The sequence below is a fragment of the Streptomyces africanus genome (assembly GCF_002150735.1).
Lineage (GTDB): Bacteria > Actinomycetota > Actinomycetes > Streptomycetales > Streptomycetaceae > Streptomyces > Streptomyces africanus.
This window is the reverse complement of sequence record NZ_MUKA01000112.1, coordinates 1-20,420: the sequence shown is the minus strand read 5'-3', so window position 1 is coordinate 20,420 and position 20,420 is coordinate 1. Positions and strand designations below refer to the sequence as shown.

At 70.7% G+C, this 20,420-nt stretch carries 13 protein-coding genes; 6 read left to right on the top strand and 7 right to left on the bottom strand.

Annotated elements, in window-relative coordinates:
- Positions 1-18 precede the first annotated feature (18 nt).
- Together CCL05_RS16915 and CCL05_RS16910 are read left to right on the top strand one after the other, a co-directional pair.
- Positions 19-3,669 carry a hydantoinase B/oxoprolinase family protein gene (locus tag CCL05_RS16915; RefSeq protein ID WP_086561344.1) on the top strand — a complete coding sequence of 1,217 codons (3,651 nt, stop codon included), beginning with the start codon at positions 19-21 and terminating at the stop codon, positions 3,667-3,669.
- On the top strand, positions 3,650-4,255 hold the full coding sequence (locus CCL05_RS16910; protein WP_086561343.1) for a GTP-binding protein: 606 nt from the start codon (positions 3,650-3,652) through the stop codon (positions 4,253-4,255). Before CCL05_RS16915 ends, CCL05_RS16910 begins: the two co-directional genes overlap by 20 nt.
- An 87-nt stretch (positions 4,256-4,342) precedes the next feature.
- On the opposite strand, the gene glpK is transcribed toward CCL05_RS16910, so the two are convergent.
- The 4 genes from glpK to CCL05_RS16890 all read right to left on the bottom strand — a co-directional run bounded on the left by glpK (position 4,343) and on the right by CCL05_RS16890 (position 10,489).
- The gene (gene glpK, locus CCL05_RS16905; RefSeq protein ID WP_086561342.1) at positions 4,343-5,863 is read right to left on the bottom strand and encodes a glycerol kinase GlpK; all 1,521 of its coding nucleotides are present in this window, start codon (positions 5,861-5,863) and stop codon (positions 4,343-4,345) included.
- A gap of 967 nt (positions 5,864-6,830) precedes the next feature.
- Positions 6,831-8,468, bottom strand: a complete 1,638-nt coding sequence (locus CCL05_RS16900; protein ID WP_086561341.1) for a GGDEF domain-containing protein — start codon at positions 8,466-8,468, stop codon at positions 6,831-6,833.
- A 408-nt stretch (positions 8,469-8,876) separates the two neighbouring features.
- Complete coding sequence (locus tag CCL05_RS16895) at positions 8,877-10,067, bottom strand: lipid-transfer protein (protein ID WP_208641552.1); 1,191 nt, start codon at positions 10,065-10,067, stop codon at positions 8,877-8,879.
- Positions 10,064-10,489: a Zn-ribbon domain-containing OB-fold protein gene (locus CCL05_RS16890; protein ID WP_086561340.1), complete on the bottom strand. Its 426-nt coding sequence runs from the start codon at positions 10,487-10,489 to the stop codon at positions 10,064-10,066. The genes CCL05_RS16895 and CCL05_RS16890 overlap by 4 nt, the downstream gene beginning before the upstream one ends.
- Positions 10,490-10,618: 129 nt before the next feature.
- Here CCL05_RS16890 and CCL05_RS16885 point away from each other — a divergent pair, with 129 nt between their 5' ends.
- Together CCL05_RS16885 and CCL05_RS16880 are read left to right on the top strand one after the other, a co-directional pair.
- Entirely contained in the window at positions 10,619-11,434 is an 816-nt protein-coding gene (locus CCL05_RS16885) for a M15 family metallopeptidase (protein ID WP_086561339.1), read from the top strand.
- A gap of 47 nt (positions 11,435-11,481) precedes the next feature.
- A complete protein-coding gene (locus CCL05_RS16880; RefSeq protein ID WP_086561338.1) occupies positions 11,482-12,018 on the top strand; it encodes an NUDIX domain-containing protein in 537 nt (178 codons plus the stop codon).
- A 1-nt stretch (position 12,019) separates the two neighbouring features.
- On the opposite strand, the gene CCL05_RS16875 is transcribed toward CCL05_RS16880, so the two are convergent.
- Positions 12,020-14,386: a glycoside hydrolase family 31 protein gene (locus tag CCL05_RS16875; RefSeq protein ID WP_086561337.1), complete on the bottom strand. Its 2,367-nt coding sequence runs from the start codon at positions 14,384-14,386 to the stop codon at positions 12,020-12,022.
- Between the two features lie 212 nt (positions 14,387-14,598).
- Here CCL05_RS16875 and CCL05_RS16870 point away from each other — a divergent pair, with 212 nt between their 5' ends.
- A complete protein-coding gene (locus tag CCL05_RS16870; protein ID WP_086561336.1) occupies positions 14,599-16,566 on the top strand; it encodes an acetoacetate--CoA ligase in 1,968 nt (655 codons plus the stop codon).
- Positions 16,567-16,744: 178 nt separating this feature from the next.
- The gene (locus CCL05_RS16865; protein ID WP_086561335.1) at positions 16,745-17,635 is read left to right on the top strand and encodes a hypothetical protein; all 891 of its coding nucleotides are present in this window, start codon (positions 16,745-16,747) and stop codon (positions 17,633-17,635) included.
- A 70-nt stretch (positions 17,636-17,705) separates the two neighbouring features.
- Here the strand turns inward: CCL05_RS16865 and ptsP are convergent, their stop codons facing one another.
- Both ptsP and CCL05_RS16855 read right to left on the bottom strand, forming a co-directional pair.
- The gene (gene ptsP / locus CCL05_RS16860; protein ID WP_086561334.1) at positions 17,706-19,376 is read right to left on the bottom strand and encodes a phosphoenolpyruvate--protein phosphotransferase; all 1,671 of its coding nucleotides are present in this window, start codon (positions 19,374-19,376) and stop codon (positions 17,706-17,708) included.
- A gap of 77 nt (positions 19,377-19,453) precedes the next feature.
- Positions 19,454-19,903, bottom strand: coding sequence for a PTS sugar transporter subunit IIA (locus CCL05_RS16855; protein WP_059416024.1), 450 nt, complete (start codon positions 19,901-19,903; stop codon positions 19,454-19,456).
- Positions 19,904-20,420 lie beyond the last annotated feature (517 nt).

The window sequence follows — 20,420 nt, the reverse complement described above, 5'->3', positions numbered from 1 at the left end:
CGGAAGCGGGGTACTGACGTGACAGGCTGGCAGTTCTGGGTCGACCGAGGCGGCACCTTCACCGACATCGTCGCGCGTCGCCCGGACGGCCGGCTGCTCACGCACAAGCTGCTGTCGGACAGGCCGGCCCGTTACGCCGACGCGGCCGTCGAGGGCGTCCGCTCCCTGCTGGCCGGCTCCGACGACCCGGTGGACGCCGTGCGCATGGGTACGACGGTCGCCACCAACGCCCTTCTGGAGCGCAAGGGCGAACGCACCCTGCTGGTCATCACCCGCGGCTTCCGCGACGCCCTGCGCATCGCCTACCAGAACCGCCCGAGCATCTTCGCCCGCCGCATCGAACTGCCCGAGCTGCTGTACGAACGGGTCGTCGAGGTCGACGAGCGCATCGCCGCCGACGGCACTCTCCTGCGCGCACCCGACCTGGACGCCCTCGCCGGGCCCCTCCAGGAGGCGTACGACGACGGGATCCGGGCCGTCGCCGTGATCTGCATGCACAGCCACCTCCACCCCGCCCACGAACAGGCCGTCGGGGAACTCGCCGCCCGCATCGGCTTCCCGCAGATCTCGCTCTCCAGCGAGGCCAGTCCCCTGATGAAACTCGTCCCCCGCGGGGACACCGCCGTCGTCGACGCCTACCTCTCGCCCGTCCTGCGCCGCTACGTCCGGCACGTCGCCGACGCCCTGGAAGGCGTACGGCTGATGTTCATGCAGTCCAACGGCGGTCTCACCGAGGCCGGGCAGTTCCGCGGCAAGGACGCCATCCTGTCCGGGCCGGCCGGCGGCATCGTCGGCATGGCCCGCATGTCGCAGCTGGCCGGCTTCGACCGCGTCATCGGCTTCGACATGGGCGGGACCTCCACCGACGTCTCCCACTTCGCCGGCGAGTACGAACGTGTCTTCACCAGCCGGATCGCCGGCGTCCGGCTGCGCGCCCCCATGCTCGACATCCACACCGTCGCCGCCGGCGGCGGCTCGGTCCTGCACTTCGACGGCTCCCGCTACCGCGTAGGGCCTGACTCGGCGGGCGCGGACCCGGGGCCGGCCTGCTACCGCGGCGGCGGCCCGCTCACCGTCACCGACGCCAACCTCATGCTCGGCCGCATCCAGCCCGCCCACTTCCCGAAGGTGTTCGGCGCGAACGGCGACGAGCCCCTCGACGACGCGCTCGTCCGGGACCGCTTCGCCGCCCTCGCGCGCGAGATCCGCGAGACGACCGGCGACGACCGCACCCCCGAACAGGTCGCCGAGGGCTACCTGCAGATCGCCGTCGCCAACATCGCCTCCGCCGTGAAGCGGATCTCCGTCCAAAAGGGCCACGACGTCACCCGCTACGCCCTCACCACCTTCGGCGGCGCCGGCGGCCAGCACGCCTGCCTGGTCGCCGACTCGCTCGGCATCCGCACTGTCCTCGTGCCGCCCATGGCCGGTGTCCTCTCCGCACTCGGCATCGGCCTCGCCGACACCACCGCCATGCGCGAACAGTCCGTCGAGGCACCCCTGGAACCCGCATCCATGCCCGGAGTCCTCAAGACCGCCGAGGACCTGGAAGCCGCGGCACGCGCCGAACTCCTCGCCGAGGACGTCCCCCAGGAGCACATCGAGATCACCCGCCGCGCGCAGCTCCGCTACGACGGCACCGACACCACCCTCACCGTCGAGCTGACCGAGCCCCGCACCATGCGGCACGCCTTCGAAGAACGTCATCGCGCCACGTACTCCTTCACGCTCGACCGCCCGATCGTCGTCGAAGCCCTCTCCGTCGAAGCCACCGGCATCACCGAACCCCCCGATCTCTCCGCTCTCGCTCCCTATGGAGCCACCGCCGACGGTGGCCCCGCGGCGCCGCGGTCCGTCCGCATCCACACGGGCGGAGCCTGGCGCGACGTACCCCTCCACCGCCGCGAGGACCTTCCCCCCGGCGACACCGTCACCGGTCCCGCGATCATCACCGAGGCCGGCGCGACGACCGTCGTCGACGACGGCTGGCGGGCCGCGGCGACCGACGACGGGCATCTGGTCATGGAACGCGCCGCGATTACGCAGAGTTCCGAACTCGACACGAAAGTCGACCCGGTTCTGCTTGAGGTCTTCAACAACCTGTTCATGTCCATCGCCGAGCAGATGGGTGCCCGTCTGGAATCCACGGCCCAGTCCGTCAACATCAAGGAGCGCCTGGACTTCTCCTGCGCGCTCTTCGACCCGGACGGAAACCTGGTGGCCAATGCCCCGCACATCCCCGTTCACCTGGGCTCGATGGGCACCAGCGTCAAGGAGGTCATCCGGCGCAGGGGCTCCCGTATGCGCCCGGGCGACACCTACGCCGTCAACGACCCGTACCACGGCGGCACACATCTGCCCGACGTCACCGTGATCACCCCGGTCTTCGACACCGCACCGTCGACCGACACGGAGAGTGACCCGGAGATCCTCTTCTACGTCGCCTCACGCGGCCATCACGCCGAGATCGGCGGCATCGCCCCCGGCTCCATGCCCGCGAACAGCCGCACCATCGAGGAGGAGGGCGTCCTCTTCGACAACTGGCTGCTCGCCGAGAGCGGCCGCTTCCGCGAGGACGAGACCCTCCGCCTCCTCACCGAGGCGCCGTACCCCTCGCGCAACCCCAAGACCAACCTCGCCGACCTGCGCGCCCAGATCGCCGCCAACCAGAAGGGCGTCGACGAGGTCGGCCGCATGATCGAGGACTTCGGTCTCGACGTCGTCCAGGCCTACATGCGGCACGTCCAGGACAACGCGGAAGAGGCCGTACGCCGTGTCATCGACGCCCTCGACGACGGTGACTACGCCTATGAGACCGACTCGGGCGCCGTCATCCGCGTCAGCGTGCGCGTGGACCGGGAGAGCCGCGCCGCGACCGTCGACTTCACCGGCACCTCGGCGCAGCTGCCCACCAACTTCAACGCCCCCTTCTCGGTCGTCAACGCGGCCGTCCTGTACGTCTTCCGCACGCTCGTCGCAGACGACATCCCCCTCAACGACGGCTGCCTGCGCCCCCTGGACATCGTCGTGCCCCCCGGCTCCCTGCTCTCCCCGGAGCCGCCGGCCGCCGTCGTCGCCGGCAACGTGGAGACGTCCCAGGCCATCACCGGTGCCCTCTACGCGGCGCTCGGCGTCCAGGCCGAGGGCTCCGGGACCATGAACAACGTCACCTTCGGGAACGCACGCCACCAGTACTACGAGACCGTCGCCTCCGGCTCCGGCGCGGGCGACGGTTTCCCCGGCGCCCCCGTCGTCCAGACGCACATGACCAACTCCCGCCTCACCGACCCCGAGGTCCTGGAGTGGCGGCTGCCCGTGCGCCTCGAGGAGTTCGCGGTCCGGCGCGGCAGCGGCGGAGCCGGCCGGTGGCGCGGCGGCGACGGTGCCGTGCGGCGCATCCGGTTCCTGGAGCCCATGACCGTCTCCACGCTGTCCCAGCACCGCCGCGTTCCCCCGTACGGTATGGCGGGCGGCGAGCCGGGCGCTCTCGGTGCCAACCGGGTGGAACACGCCGACGGCACCGTGACCGAACTCGGCGGCAGCGACTCCGCGGACGTCGTCACCGGCGACGTGCTCGTCATCGAAACCCCAGGCGGCGGGGGCTACGGCCCGCCGTCGTCCGACCCCCATCAAGCAGGAGAAGAGATCGATGATCTTCGGGCGTTCTGAGCGCGGCAAGCCTCCGGTCGAGCCCGTCACGCTCAAGATCCTGGTGGCCGGCGGTTTCGGCGTGGGCAAGACCACGCTCGTCGGCGCGGTCAGCGAGATCCGGCCGCTGCGCACCGAGGAGCTGCTCACCGAGGCCGGGCGGCCGGTCGACGACACCAGCGGTGTGGAAGGCAAGCACACCACGACCGTGGCCATGGACTTCGGCCGCATCACGCTCCGCGAGGACCTGGTGCTGTACCTCTTCGGCACGCCCGGCCAGGAGCGGTTCTGGTTCATGTGGGACGAGCTCTCCGAGGGCGCCCTCGGAGCCGTCGTGCTCGCCGACACGCGCCGCCTGGAGGACTCCTTCGCCGCCGTCGACTACTTCGAACGGCGCTCGATACCGTTCCTCGTCGGCGTCAACTGCTTCGAGGGCGCACCGCGTTACCCCGTCGAGGACGTGCGCCAGGCCCTCGACCTCGACGACGGCGTACCGCTCATGATGTGCGACGCCCGTGACCGCGAGTCGGTCAAGGAAGCGCTCATCGGCGTCGTCCAGCACGCCATGGCGTACGCGGCCGACCGCCGCCAGACCGTGACCACCTGAGGCTGGGCCGACCGGCGGGCGTGGACCGTACCCCCGCCGACAGGGGTACGGTCCACCGTCCGGAAACGACCCTGCACGCGCGCGTGGCTAGCTGTCGGCGTCCTCCTCCCAGCCGAAGCTCTTCTCCACGGCCTTGCGCCAGTTCCGGTGCTCGCGGTCCCGCACGGACGCGTCCATGGACGGCGTCCACTCGACGTCCTTCTGCCAGTGCGCCTTGAGCTCGTCCAGGTCGTTCCACACACCGGTGGCCAGACCGGCCGCGTACGCCGCGCCCAGACAGGTCGTCTCGGAGACCTTGGGCCGCACCACCGGCACGTCGAGCACGTCCGCCTGGTGCTGCATGAGCAGGTTGTTCTTGGTCATGCCGCCGTCGACCTTCAGGGTGGTGATGTGCACCCCGGAGTCCTGGTACATGGCGTCCACGACCTCGCGGGTCTGCCAGCTCGTCGCCTCCAGCACGGCACGCGCGAGGTGCGCCTTCGTGACGTACCGCGTCAGCCCGGTGACCACGCCGCGCGCGTCGGAGCGCCAGTACGGCGCGAACAGGCCCGAGAACGCCGGCACGATGTACGCGCCGCCGTTGTCCTCCACGCTCGCGGCCAGGGGCTCGATCTCGTCGGCGGTCCGGATGATGCCGAGCTGGTCGCGGAACCACTGGACCAGCGCGCCCGTTATGGCTATCGACCCCTCCAGACAGTAGATCGGCGCCTCGCTGCCGATCTTGTAGCCCATCGTCGTCAGCAGGCCGCTCTTCGACGACACCGGGCGGTTGCCGGTGTTGAGCAGCAGGAAGCTGCCCGTGCCGTACGTGTTCTTCGCGGTGCCCACGTCGTAGCAGGCCTGGCCGAACACCGCGGCCTGCTGGTCGCCCAGCGCGGAGGCCACGGGCACGCCGGCGAGCTGGCCGACGGCGGTGCCGTACACCTCGGCGGAGGACCGGATCTCCGGCAGCATGGCCTCGGGGATGTTCATCGCCGAGCAGATCGAGGAGTCCCACTGGAGGGTCTCCAGGTTCATCAGCATGGTGCGCCCGGCGTTGGTCACGTCGGTGACGTGCTGCCCGCCGTCCGTGCCGCCGGTGAGGTTCCAGATCAGCCAGGAGTCCATCGTTCCGAAGGCGATCTCACCGCGTTCGGCCCGCGTCCGGAGGTCGGGCACGTTGTCGAGCAGCCAGGCCGCCTTGGGGCCGGAGAAGTAGGTGGCCAGCGGCAGGCCCGTCTGCTCGCGGAAACGGTCCTGCCCTTCCGAGCCGCCCAGCTGGTTGCACAGCGCCGCCGTCCGCGTGTCCTGCCACACGATGGCGTTGTGCACCGGCTTCCCCGTCGCGCGGTCCCACAGGAGGGTCGTCTCGCGCTGGTTGGTGATTCCCATCGCGCTCAGCTGGTCGGCGCGCAGCCCGGCCTTGGCGAGCGCCCCTGCGACCACCGCCTGCACCTTGGACCAGATCTCGGTGGCGTCGTGCTCCACCCACCCGGGCTTGGGGAAGATCTGGCGGTGCTCACGCTGGTCCACGGCGACGATGGCACCGTTCTGGTTGAAGACGATGCAGCGGCTGGAGGTGGTGCCCTGGTCGATCGCTGCTACGTACTTCTCGGAGTTGTCCGTCATGGCTACTACCTCTTGATCGCTTGGTCAGAAGGCTGCGTTGCAGATGAGGGCCCCGAGAATTCCGCCGGCCGCAGGCCCTGCCGCGGAGGCCCTGCCACGGGATCCAGGTGTACCCCCAGTCGGACGTTCCCTTGTCCGGGATCGGGATCGGGACGAACTGGTGCGCGATGCGCGGCCCCTGTCACGTACGGGATCGGTATGGCCACCCGACAGCGGGGCGGCGGCGGTGTACGCGCCCGCCGTGCCGATGGTCTCGCCGACGAAGATTCCACGCTGCTCATGGCGGCTCCTAGGCCGAGGCCCCGGGACCATCCGCCCCGGTCCTCATGTGCGGAGTGCGTTTCCCATGGCTACTTCAGCCGAGGGCAGGAAAACTCCCGCGCCCCGCCCGGCGTCCGTGACGCGCGTGACGCGCGTGACGCGCGTGCCGATCGCAGCCGAATCGCCCGTGGAACAAAGGGCCTTGGTCGCCGACGCGCCCGCGCGCCGCATGCCGGATACGCCGAGTATGTACGGCTAGGTCGACTGACACCGGAAGTGTTCACCGGCGCCCAGGGGGCGTCAAGGTCGCCGACCGCAACGGTTGACGGCCTTGTGGTGGCGGCCGGGCCTGTCGGGCCGGGTGGCCGGCTGCACGGCCCTGGCGGTGCCCGGTCGAGTCGCTGTTCAGATCTGGTCGGGGCCGACGCGCGCTTCACTGAGCCGCGCGAGGCCTTACTGGTGGTGTCGTCCGGCCTTCGCCGGGCTCCGCCGTAGGCATCGCCCAGCCGCACCTGACTCCTCGCTTGCTAGCCACCAGCATCCACCTGACCAGGCGGTCTCTCAACCGGACGAGCAGCGCTCCGCCCCTGGCGCCCTACCGGGGCCCTGGCCGGCCTTGGCGGGCGGGTCACTGCCCTGCAGAGGCGCCCGCCCCTGACAGCCGCCACAATTCCGGGTACGGACTGAGTCGTGCCACCGGACGCCCCTAAGGGGCCCCACACCGCGCTGCTGCCGGCGTCGTCTCACCGCCGCGGCGGGTCTCATGTCCGGGCGCGCCCGCGCGGCCCAGCACCCAACTCGCCCCGTGCAATGCCTTCGCCGCCTTCTTCAGGGGTGCCAGGCAAGCCGCCGCCTGCCGGTGGTCGGTCACACTGCCCGGCGCGCACAGCACCGTGGCGAGCGACAGCGTGACCGGCCGACCGCCCGCCGACCACGGGGCGTCCAGTACGGAGGCGGCCAGCGGATCGATACCCTCCGGCTCGGCGAGCACCAGGAAATCGTCGCCGCCGATGTGTCCCACGCGAGTGCTGTCCGTCGCGGCCTGTTGCAGCGCACGCCCCACGGCCCGGATCAACTCGTCGCCCGCCGCGAACCCGGCTCCGTCGTTGACCTGCTTGAAGTGGTCGACGTCCAGCCAGCTCAGCGCGAACGCCCGCCCGGACGCGATCCGCCGGTCCACCTCACCGGTGATCGCGTCCGAGCCGGGCAGACGCGTCAGCGGATTGAGCCCCGCCGCCTCCTCCACCCGGGTCTCGGCCAGTGCGCGCACGAGGTCCGCGAGCCGTACGACGCCCACACACCGTCCGTACCGGTCCACGACGGCGACATCGTCCGATGTGCGATCCCGCCCGCCGACCGCCACGACGTCCAGCACCTCCCAGGCGGTGGCGTCGCTGCCCACTGTCCGCGGTGGGTCACCGAGCTTGGCCGCGGGCCGGTCGGCGTAGAGGGCGTGCCCGTAGCGCCCCGACATCGACAACAGGAAGCGGGACCGGTGCACCGACCGGACCGGCACTCCGGCGGTGTCCACGAGCAGCACTCCGGACACATCCGGTGACCCCGTCAGCAGCGCCCGCACCTGCCCCGCGGACGCCGTGGCGGGCAGCAGCGCGGCGGGCCTCACGAACTCCCGCACCGACGGTCCCGACCGTGGCACGGCCACATCGACGGGGGAGCGGGGCGGGACGTAGACGTCGGCGGCGGGCAACCGGGCCGGCGGGGCGAACAGCTGGCCCTGTGCCAGCTGCGCCCCGGCCGCCAGCGCCGCCGCGCACTGCCCTTCGGTCTCCACGCCCTCGACAGCCAGGAGAGCTCCCAGCTCGTCGCACAGCGTCCGCATCGACCGCACCACCGCCGGCCGGGCCAGCAGCGACGCGTCCAGCTTCACCAGGTCGGGTGCGATGTCCGAGAGGAGCCGCAAGGGCACGTCCCCATCCCCGACACCGTCCGCGCAGATCCGGAACCCGTCCCCGCGCAGCCTGGACACCGCCTCCAGCAGTGCCCGCTGCGGCACGTGCGTGTACGGAGGACAGACGTCGATCGTCACCTCCCACGGAAGCCGCCCCACCTCGCGCACGGCGTCGTGCAGCGAAGGGAGACCGCCGAGGTCGGCGAGGGTGCCGGCGAAGACATTGACGAACAGCGGCAGCAGGGTCTCCTTGTCCACCGCAGCGCGGAGAGCCGACACCGCCAGCCGGCTGTCGAGCTCGGGATCCCGGCGGGCCTCGGCCAGGATGTCGCCGGTCTCCGGGCGAGCGAGTATTTCCAGTCCCCCGACCGCGCCGGTCGTCAGATTGACCACCGGTTGGAAGGCGAAGCGGAGAGTGTCCGTCCAGGAGTGCACGGCAGCATGGTGACTCCACCGGCGCACACCCATTGCGCAGTTCATGAGACGTTCACGCAGGATTTCGGACCGGTCACGCAGCGTATGCAAAGGCACGGTCGCGGCTGCACCACCAGCGCGCGCGACGGCACGGCTCTGTCCGCGTCCCTGCCCGATCCCGTGTGCGGCCGTGCCGCATCCGGGGACCTGCCCCCCGGCCGCGTCCGAGCGCCCGCCGAGCGCCATGCCGGGCACCGCCCAGGCCCCTCCCGGCACCGCCTCACCCCACGCAGTCCTCGCACTGCACCCGTCGCGTCGCAACGCCCCCAGGCAGTACCCGGCGCCGCATCCACGCGTCTCAGCGCCGCCTCAGGCCGTGCCCGCACCGCATCGAGCCTCGGCCCGACCCTGCCGCTCACCGCACCCCGCTCACCGCACCGCGATCACCGCCGACCCATGCCCGAACAACCCCTGATTCGCGCTCATCCCCACGCGCGCTCCCGCGACCTGGCGGTCCCCTGCCTCGCCCCGCAACTGCCAGGCCAGCTCGCACACCTGGGCTATCGCTTGTGCCGGTACGGCCTCGCCGAAGGAGGCCAGTCCACCGCTGGCGTTCACCGGTATGCGTCCGCCCAGGGCCGTCGCCCCGTCGCGCAGCAGTTTCACGCCCTCGCCCTCACCGCACAGCCCCAGGTCTTCGTACCACTGCAACTCGAGCGCCGTGGACAGGTCGTAGACCTCGGCCAGCGAGAGGTCCTCCGGCCCGATCCCCGCTTCCTCGTAGGCCGCCCGGGCGATGGACACCCGGAACGTCTGGGCGGGCGGATCGACCGCCGCAGCGGAGTCCGTGGCGATGTCCGGCAGGTCCAGCACGGTGTTCGGGTACCGCGGCGTCACCGTGGCCACCGCCCGGATCCGCACCGGATCCGCATGGCCGTGCCGCCGCGCGAACTCCATGCTGGAGAGCACCAACGCCGCGCCGCCGTCGGAGGTCGCGCAGATGTCGAGCAGCCGCAGCGGATCGGCGACGACGGCGGAGGCGGCCACCTCTTCGGCGGTGACACGCCGGCGGTAGCGCGCATGGGGGTTCAGCGCACCCATCGCCGCGTTCTTCACCTTCACCTGTGCGAAGTCGCCCGGTGTGTCGCCGTGCACGGCCATGCGCCTACGGGCATACAACCCGAAATACACGGGGTTGGTCGCCCCGAGGATCCGGAACCGCAGCCAGTCGGGATCGTCGGGCCGGTCCCCGCCGGCGGGGCGGAAGAATCCCTTGGGAGCGGCATCGGCTCCCACCACGAGCACCACCTCGGCGAGCCCGGAGAGGATCTGGGCCCGTGCCGTGTCCAGGGCCTGCGCCCCGGACGCGCACGCGGCGTACACGCTCGTGACCCGGGCCCCTTGCCATCCCAGTGCTTTTGCGAACGTCGCTCCGGCGACATAGCCGGGATAGCCGCCACGGACGGTGTCCGCGCCGATGATCGAGCCGATGTCCTGCCAGTCCAGCCCGGCGTCGGTGAGCGCCGCGCGGGCCGCTGCGACCCCGTACTCGACGAAGTTCCGCCCCCACTTGCCCCACGGGTGCATGCCCGCGCCCAGCACCGCCACCTCGCCCGTCACGCCTTCACCCCCGTCGGCCGCCAGTGCCACGTCGTCCAAGTCGCTTCCGCGTCCTCGTGGAGCACGCCGGGCACGACCTCCACCTCCATGCCCACCGTCAGATCCGCGACGGTGATCCCGGGAGCCGCCTGCCCCAGCACCACGAGCCGCTCGGCCTCCAGCTCCACAGCGATCAACGCGCACGGCTCCCATGAAAGTTCCGGATCGCTCACATAGGGTGACGGCGGCCGATACCGGCTGTCGGTGTACGACCAGACGCGGCCATGCCGCGACAGCGGGACCTCCGTCAACTCTCCGCCGGCGCAGGCCGGGTTGCGGCAGTGGTGGTCCTCGCGGGGGAAGAAGACCGATGCGCACGCTGCGCAACGCGTGCCCAGCAGCCGGAAGTCCTTCCCCTCCCCGGCGAACCACCCCGCGACCACCGGCGTTCGTGCATGCGACACAGCGCCTCCCCGCAGACCAAATCTGACGGAACGTCAGAAGTCTGCCACGCCTCCCGGATTTCGGCACCCCTTCCCCGGTGGGACCGTCTCCTGGTAGACGCAGGAGCCATGACACGACTCTCCACCGTGGCACGCGGCCTGATCACAGCCCTCGCCGCCGTGCTGGCAGCGACCGCCCCCACCGCCACCGCCCAGGCCACGACCGGGCCCGGACCTCATGCGCCCGAGGACTTCGTGGCCCTGAGAAGCGTGGACCCGACGATCATCCAGGAGATGCGCTACTTCACCCCGCACAACTTCGTCGGCGAGCGCATCGACGGCTACGCCCAGCCCATCTGCGTCCTCACCCGCCCCGCCGCCCAAGCCCTCCACAAGGCCCAGACGAAGCTGCTGCGCCGGGGCTACACACTCAAGGTGTACGACTGCTACCGGCCGCAGCGCGCCGTGAACCACTTCGTCCGCTGGGCCAAGGACCTCGAAGACCAGGCCATGAAGGGCGAGTTCTACCCGAACGTCGACAAGACCCGGCTGTTCGCCGACGGCTACATCGCCGAGAAGTCGGGCCACAGCCGCGGATCGACCCTCGACGTCACGCTAGTGAAACTGCCGGCGATGCCGACCCGGCCGTACCACCCCGGAGAGCCCCTCGTGCCGTGCTTCGCCCCCAAGAACGAGCGGTTCCCCGACAACTCCGTCGACATGGGAACCGGCTTCGACTGCTTCGACACCCTCTCGCACACGCTCGACCCCCGCGTCCAGGGCGAACAGCGCACCAACCGGCTGCTGCTCAAGAGCACCCTGGAGGGCCTCGGTTTCGTGAACCTGGCAGAGGAGTGGTGGCACTACACCTACAAGCCCGAGCCCTACCCGGACACCTACTTCGACTTCCCCGTGTCCCGGAAGGCGCTGACCAGCGCTCACTGAGCCGCCCGCCCGAGACGCCCTCTCCGTGATCGGCTACAGTCCGCCGCGTGTCCGAAACTCAGCACTCCAGTTCCAACTCCGCGCCGGGCTCCCACTGTTCGAGCTGTGGCGCGCCCTACGGAGAGGGCGTCTCCGGCTGGCCCCGCACCTGCCCGGCGTGCGGCAACGTGGCCTACCGCAATCCACTCCCGGTCGCGGTGGCCCTCCAGCCCGTGTACGACACCAAGGGCACCGCCCTGGTCGTCATCACCCGAACCGTCGCTCCCGCGCGCGGGGGCATCGCCCTGCCCGGCGGTTACATCGACTACCGGGAGGACTGGCGGCACGCCGTCGTACGCGAACTCAAGGAGGAAACCGGCATCGACGCGGCCGTCCGCGACGTACGCCTCGTCGACGCCATGAGCTCGCCCGACGGACACCTGCTGCTGTTCGGCCTCCTCCCGGAACGCCCTGCCGAGGGCCTGCCGCCCTCCGCCGCCACGGACGAGACGGAGGGCTGGCACCTCCTGCGCAGGGCGGAGGAACTCGCCTTCCCTCTGCACACCGTGGCCGTACGGGCCTGGTTCGAAGGCCGCTACATCTGACTCAGCGCTCCCCGGCACCGCGGACGCGCACCGGGTGGGACGGCACACCCCCACCGTCCTCACCCTCCCGCTCGACGACCACCCGAGAGCCCGTCCACCGAGCGGTGTAGCGCTCGATCTCCGGCTCGTCCCACCCGTCGCCGCCGTCCGGCACGACCAGCCCGCCCCCGGTCCGCCCCGGGGCGGGCGCCCACACCTCCAGTTCCAGCTTGCCGTCCTCCCCCCGTACGGGAAGCACCGCACCCGCGCGTGCGAACACCGGGATCCGCGACAGAGGTGCGTCGACGAGCACCTGCGCCGGCCCCTCGTACGCCTGCTCCGTCACCGTGTCGTACCAGCGTCCCCGCGGAAGCTGCACGGCACGCCGGTCCGCGCCCGGGTCCAGCACCGGCGCCACCAGCAGGCTGTCGCCCAGCAAGAAGGCGTCCCCGCAGTCACGCAGCGCCCGCTCCTCCGGCGCGGCCCACCACAGAGGCCGCACATAGGGCGCTCCGGTACGCCGCGCCAGATGCGCCAGCGTCATGAAGTACGGCAGCAGCCGCCGGCGTTCGACGAGTGCCACGCGCGCGTGCTCCAGCACCTCGGCACCGAACTCCCACGGCTCCCTGCGCCCCGCCCGCAGACTCGCGTGCGTACGGAACAGCGGCAGATACGCGCCCAGCTGGAACCACCGCAGGAACAGCTCGGGCGAAGGATCCCCGTCGAAGCCCCCGATGTCCGGCCCCGAGTACGGCACACCACACAGACCGAGCCCCATCACCAGCGCCAAGGACGCCCGCAGTCCCGGCCAGTCGGTGGCCACGTCACCCGACCACGTCCCGCCATAGCGCTGCAGGCCGGCCCACCCGGAGCGGGAGAACAGGAACGGCCGCTCCTGGGGATCGAGTTTCCGCAGCCCTTCGAAGCCCGCCCTGGCCATGCACAAGGCGTACACGTTGTGCGCCTCACGATGGTCCCCGCCCCGCCCCTCCAAGGAGTGCCGCGCCGAACGCGGCAGCGTCGCCTCCCCGAAGGCGGCGAACGACGTGGGCTCGTTCATGTCGTGCCAGAAACCCGAGAAGCCCTGCGCGAGCCGCTCCTCGTACAGACCGCCCCACCACTCCCGCACGCGCGCGTGCGTGAAATCGGGAAACACCGCCTCCCCGGGCCACACGACACCACGCACGACCCGCCCCGAGGCATCCCGCACGAACACGTCCTCGGCCGTCCCGCCGTCGTACACGGCATTGCCAGGCAGGGCCTTCACGGCCGGGTCGACGATCGACACCAGCCGGATGCCGTCCCGCCGGAGTTCCTCGGCCAGAACGGGGAGCTTCGGGAAGCGGTCCTGGTCGACGGTGAACACCTGATGCGCGTCGAAATGGTCGATGTCCAGATGCACGGCGTCGAGCGGCAGACCGTGCTCCAGGTAACCCGCGACGATCCGCCGCACCTCCTGCTCACTGCCGAACCCCCACCGCGCGTGGTGGTGCCCGAGCGCCCACGCGGGCGGCAGCGCGGGCGCGCCGGTCAGTGAGGCCCAAGCGAGCAGCACGCGCGCGGGGGTGCCCGCCATCACCCAGCAGCGCAGGGGACCGCCGTCCATCCGCAGCTCGCTCGTCCCCACCCGGTCATGCCCGGAACCAGCGCCCTCCTCGCCCTCCCGCAGCGTCACCGTGCCGTCCCACGAACTGTCGTGGAACACCAGATGCGTACCGCCGTCGGACACCACCATCTGCACCGGCATCGTGATGTACAGCGGGTCGTCACCGGGCGCGAAGGCATGACCGGGGTCGGTGTTCCACAGCCGGTACGTCCCGTCCGGCAGCCGAGGACCCGAAGCACGACCACCGAGCCCGAAGAACCGCGCGTCGGCAGCCACCTCCGACCGCTGCATCCACCGCGCCGGGCCGCCCCCGACCGGCTCCCACCACCGCGGTGGCAGATCACGGCGCAGCGTCACGCCACCGGGGGTGCGCACTTCCACCGCGCCATGCCGCGACACGACGACCGTCACCCGCTCGGCCACCACCCGCCAGCCGCCGTCCTTGTCCGGCTCCAGCACCGCCCGGGGATCCGCCTCCGGACACCGGCCGGCCAGCGCGTACGACGGCTCGGGCTCCGCCCCGTCCCAGCCCCAGAAGACGGCTCCGTTCACGGCGACGAGAATCCGCAGCTCCGACCGGCTGAACCGGACGACACCGCCCCCCGGCCCCGGCTCCACCTCCTGCACGGCCCCGGGCACCCGCGCACGCTCCGCCCCCCGCGACGGCAGCCCGGTGGCGTCGGCCCGCCGCCTGCGCCACGCTGCTCGTACGGTACGCACACCCTGTGCCGCGCCCACCGAACCCACCGCTTTCACCGAACGCACCAGGTCACGACCGTTCATGCTGCTCACCCTGCCACTGACCGCCCCACGCGCGCGTGTCGTTCAACTGCCGTTCATCCGTGCCGGGACCACATCTTCACGACACGGACTATGTGGGGCGCACCCTGGTGCCGAAGTCGATCACATGGCATTGTCCGTGCCAGCCGCGTCACGCGCACACCCCAGCCCGTGCGCGGAGGACGCACACGACGCGCACAGTCCGGGAGCCGACCATGTCGACCGATAGTCCTCAGCCGCTGTGGCAGCCAGACCCCGACCGCATCGCCCGGGCACGGATCACAAGGTTCCACGCCTGGGCAGCCGAGCACCACGGCGCCCCCGCCGAGGGCGGCTACGCGGCCCTCCAGCGCTGGTCCGTCGACGAGCTGGACACCTTCTGGAAAGCCCTCACGGAGTGGTTCGACGTCCGTTTCTCGACGCCCTACGCGCGCGTGCTCGGCGACCGTTCGATGCCCGGCGCCCAGTGGTTCCCCGGGGCGACCCTCAACTACGCCGAACACGCCCTGCGCGCGACCGACACCCGCGCTGACGAACCGGCCCTCCTGTACGTCGACGAGACACACGAACCGAGCCCCGTCACCTGGGCCGAGCTGCGCCGCCAGGTCGGCTCCCTGGCCGCCGAACTGCGCGCCCTTGGCGTACGCCCCGGTGACCGCGTCAGCGGGTATCTCCCCAACGTCCCGCAGGCCGTGATCGCCCTCCTCGCCACAGCCGCCGTGGGCGCCGTCTGGACGTCCTGCGCGCCCGACTTCGGCGCCCGCAGCGTCCTCGACCGCTTCCAGCAGGTCGAACCCGTCGTGCTGTTCACGGTCGACGGCTACCGCTACGGCGGCAAGGAGCACGACCGCCGCGAGATCGTCGCCGAGCTGCGCCGCGAACTGCCCACCCTGCGCGCCGTCGTCCACATCCCCCTCCTCGGCACGGAGGCACCCGAGGGCGCCCTGGACTGGTCGGCCCTCACCTCCGCCGACACGACCCCCGTCTACGAGCAGGTGCCCTTCGACCACCCCCTGTGGGTGCTCTACTCCTCCGGCACCACCGGCCTGCCCAAGGCCATCGTCCAGTCCCAGGGCGGCATCCTGGTCGAGCACCTCAAGCAACTCGGCCTGCACTGCGACCTGGGCCCCGAGGACCGCTTCTTCTGGTACACGTCGACCGGCTGGATGATGTGGAACTTCCTCGTCTCCGGCCTGCTCACCGGCACCACGATCGTCCTCTACGACGGCAGCCCCGGCTACCCGGACACCGGCGCCCAGTGGCGCATCGCCGAACGCACCAAGGCCACCCTCTACGGCACCTCGGCCGCCTACGTCATGGCCTGCCGCAAGGCGGGCGTCCACCCGTCGCGCGACTTCGACCTCTCCTCTGTCCAGTGCGTCGCCACCACGGGCTCGCCCCTTCCGCCCGACGGCTTCCGCTGGCTCCACGACGAGGTCCGCGACGACCTGTGGATCGCCTCCGTCAGCGGCGGCACGGACGTGTGCTCCTGCTTCGCCGGAGCCGTACCGACCCTCCCGGTCCACGTCGGTGAACTCCAGGCCCCCTGCCTCGGCACCGACCTCCAGTCCTGGGACCCGAGCGGCACCCCCCTGGTCGACGAGGTCGGCGAGCTCGTGGTCACCAACCCCATGCCGTCGATGCCCATCCACTTCTGGAACGACCCCGACGGCAGCCGGTACCACGACAGCTACTTCGACACGTACCCCGGCGTCTGGCGGCACGGCGACTGGATCACCGTCACCTCCCGCGGATCCGTCGTCATCCACGGCCGCTCCGACTCCACGCTCAACCGCCAGGGCGTACGCATGGGATCCGCCGACATCTACGAGGCCGTGGAGCGCCTCCCCGAGATCAGGGAATCCCTGGTCATCGGCATCGAACAGCCGGACGGCGGCTACTGGATGCCGCTCTTCGTGCACCTGGCCCCCGGAGCCGTCCTCGACGAGGCTCTGCTGAACCGCATCAAGCAGACCATCCGCGAACAACTGTCACCGCGCCACGTCCCCGACGAGATCATCGAAGTCCCCGGCGTCCCGCACACCCTGACCGGCAAGCGCATCGAGGTCCCGGTCAAACGCCTCCTCCAGGGCACCCCGCTGGAGAAGGCGGTCAACCCGGGTTCCATCGACAACCTCGACCTGCTGAGCTTCTACGAGGACCTGGCCCGCAAACGCGTCTGACCGGCATCACCCGGGACCACTCGTCGTAACCGTGGGTGCCGACGCAATCATGTCCGCTATAAATCCCTGACCTGCGTATTTAACCCTCGCTCGGATGGGCGGTCACCTTGCCCACCCTCGTTGTCAGTGCCTTCGATTACTGTGAGTGAGCATTGATCGACCGTGCACAGGGGGAACAATGACGCACACCGACAGCCGGACCATGCGACGTGTCCTGCGCCGCGAAATCGCCGGCACCATCGGCCTGCTCACCGACGAGCACGACTTCCGGGTCATGCGGCGCTACCGCAGCTTCACCTTCCACGACCACGCCGCCTACCTCAAGCATGTGGAAGGCCTCCTCAGGGCACGAGCCCTGGAAGGCAGTCACACCACGGTGGCCCTCTTCGACCCCGAGGAGTACGCCGAGTTCTGCACGCAAAAGGGCCTTGATCCCGACAACCCGTCGAGCCGCACACGCTTCACGGCGCGACTCGCGGTCACGGGCCCGACCCTTCCCTACGAGGGCCAGCCTCTGTCAGACCTCCTCCCGGCCCTCGTCGACGAGGCCGTGCGACAGGCCACCTGGGAGTACGCGACCACACTCCTCGCTCGCCTGGGCGCCTGCACCTCCTGCGGTGAGGACCTGGGACGCGCCGCCTTCGCCCGGGCCTCCGACCTCCTCGTCCGCATCCTCGACACGGCTCCACCCGGCAACCGCCACCTCGTATGCAGCGTCACCGGACCGCCCGAAACCCTCGTCGCCGCCCTCCACGTCACCGACACCGACGGCGACGTAAAACTCGACGAGACCGAAGCCCTCGAGTTCACCACGGTCCTGGCCCTCGGCCTGGCCACCGAAAGTCCCGGAGGACTCGTCATCCGCGTCACCGCCCCAGGCGACCCCGACCGTGTCTACGGCTGGCGCCTGCGCGCATACGGACTCGCACCCCTCACCGCGGGAGAGGTCTTCGACGCCTACTGCACCGACGTCGAATCCGGTGACCTGATCTCTCCCGAATCCAACGTCGACTACTGCGAGCCGCCCGACCTGGGAGAAGTGCAACCCGCACAGGGACACAACCACTGAAAAGCCGGCGGGGCGCCCCACCGCAGTGGAGCGCCCCGCTCGGGCAGTCATCAGCCGGACATGGCCTGGCTCACTCGCCCGACAACACCGCCTGCGCCGCGCTGCGCGCGTCCTCGGCGCTGTCCGAGGCCCGGGCCGCCGCAGCGGCCCGCTCGCACTGCGCCAGCGTGTACTTCGCCAGTGTGGCCCGGACATAAGGAATAGACGCCGCGCCCATCGAAAGAGAGGTGACGCCCAGACCAGCCAGCACACACGCGAGCAGCGGGTCGGACGCGGCCTCACCACATACGCCGCAGCTCTTGCCCTCGGCCTTCGCCGCCTCGGCGGACAGCGCCACCAGGTCGAGCAGCGCCGGCTGCCAGGGATCCTGGAGACGGGAGACCGCACCCACCTGACGGTCGGCGGCGAAGGTGTACTGCGCCAGGTCGTTCGTCCCCAGCGACAGGAACTCGACCTCCTGGAGGATCGAGCGCGCCCGCAGCGCGGCCGACGGGATCTCGACCATCGCGCCGAACTTCGCCCGCAGCCCGGCCTCTCGGCACGCGTCCGCGAAGGCCCGGGCATCGGTGCGGTCCGCGACCATCGGGGCCATGACCTCGAGGTAGACCGGCAGCCCCTCCGCGGCCTTCGCGAGCGCCGTCAGCTGGGTACGCAGGACCTCCGGGTGATCCAGCAGCGTCCGCAGACCCCGCACGCCGAGCGCCGGGTTCGGCTCGTCGGCCGGCGTCAGGAAGTCGAGGGGCTTGTCCGCGCCCGCGTCCAGCACCCGCACCACGACACGCCCCTCGGGGAACGCCTCCAGCACCTGCCGGTACGCGGCGACCTGCTTCTCCTCCGACGGCGCCTGCTTGCTGTCGTCCAGGAAGAGGAACTCGGTACGGAAGAGACCGACTCCCTCCGCCCCGGCCTCGACCGCTGCCGCCACATCCGCGGGGCCACCGACGTTCGCGAGCAACGGCACCTTGTGACCGTCCGCGGTGGCACCGGGACCGGTGGAGGCCGCCAGCGCCGCCTTGCGCTCGGCGGCCGCGGCCTCGAGCTGAGCCTTCTTCTCATCACTGGGGTCGACGAAGATCTCGCCGGTGCTGCCGTCGACGGCGATCATCGTGCCCTCGGCCAGCTCACCCGCACCCGGCAGCGCGACCACGGCCGGCACCCCGAGCGCCCGCGCCAGAATCGCGCTGTGGCTGGTCGGACCGCCCTCCTCGGTGACGAAGCCGAGCACCAGAGTCGGGTCCAGTAGTGCGGTGTCGGCGGGCGCGAGGTCACGGGCGACCAGGACATAGGGCTCGTCGCTGTCGGGGACACCCGGCATCGGCACGCCCAGCAGACGGGCGACGATACGATTCCGCACGTCGTCGAGGTCGGCCACGCGACCGGCGAGGTACTCACCGGCACCCGCCAGCAACTCGCGGTACGCGGCGAACGCGTCGTACACCCCGCGCTCGGCCGTGCTGCCGACGGCGATGCGTCGCTCCACGTCTGCAATCAGCTCGGGGTCCTGCGCCATCATGGCCTGCGCCTCGAGCACCGCCTGGGCCTCACCCCCGGCCAGGTTGCCCCGTGCCATCAGGTCGGCTGCCACAGCCTCCACGGCCTTGCGGGCGCGCCCCTGTTCACGCTCCGCTTCTTCCGCGGGGATCTGCTTCGCGGGCGGCTCCAGCACCGCCGTACCCATGTGCCGAACCTCGCCGATAGCCACTCCGTGGCTCACGCCGACGCCTCGCAGCGTTGTGTCCATCTCACCCGTCCCGATAGTGCGGCGGATCCAACCGCCGCGTTGGTTCTCCTGCTGGCCGCCCTCCGACGGCACTGACGTCACTTCCAGAGGAAGAGGCTGTCGCCGGCCTTCACATCGCCGTCGTCACGCAGATCGGAGAGTGCTTCGGCCGTGGCCTCCAGCGCCACGATCGGGCAGACCGCGGACTTGCCGGCGGCCTCGACGGCAGCCGGGTTCCAGCGCACGATGCCCTGACCGCGCCTGACGGTGTCACCCTTGTTCACGAGCAGCTCAAAACCCTCGCCGTTGAGCTGCACGGTGTCGATACCGAGGTGGGTGAGAACACCGTGACCGTTCTCGTCGACGACGACGAACGCGTGCGGGTGCAGGGAGACGATGACGCCGTCCACGGGCGAGACCGCCTCAGAAGGCTCACGTACGGGGTCGATCGCTGTGCCCGGGCCGACCATGGCCCCGGAGAAGACCGGATCCGGCACGGCTGCCAGTCCGATGGCGCGTCCTGCGAGTGGGGACGTCACGGTGGTCATGGGAAGCCTCCCAGGGGTGGAGATCGATATGGGCCGTCCCTGTCGGTACCGGGCGGCACACTGTTCAGCAGGGTATGTCACCTGAAGTGCCGGTTCCGTATGAGCGCTTCAGAGTGGTCTAGACCATACCGCACATCGATTTGCCCCCGCTCCGCGGCCGCGTGTACAGTCGTGCTCCTGCCTGGGGCTGAGCGACGCACTCTCGCGTCCCGGCCTGGCAGCACCCAACTTGCTTGATCCTATCTCGGGGTCGCCTTCTGCATGCCTGCAGGACGGTGGTCAGAGGGCCGGAAAAACACTGGTAGAGTTGGAAACGCAAGACCGAAGGGAAGCGCCCGGAGGAAAGCCCGAGAGGGTGAGTACAAAGGAAGCGACCGTTCCTTGAGAACTCAACAGCGTGCCAAAAGTCAACGCCAGATATGTTGATACCCCGTCTCCAGCATCTGCTGGGGCGAGGTTCCTTTGAAAAAACACAGCGAGGACGCTGTGAACGGCCGGGCTTATTCCGCCTGGCTGT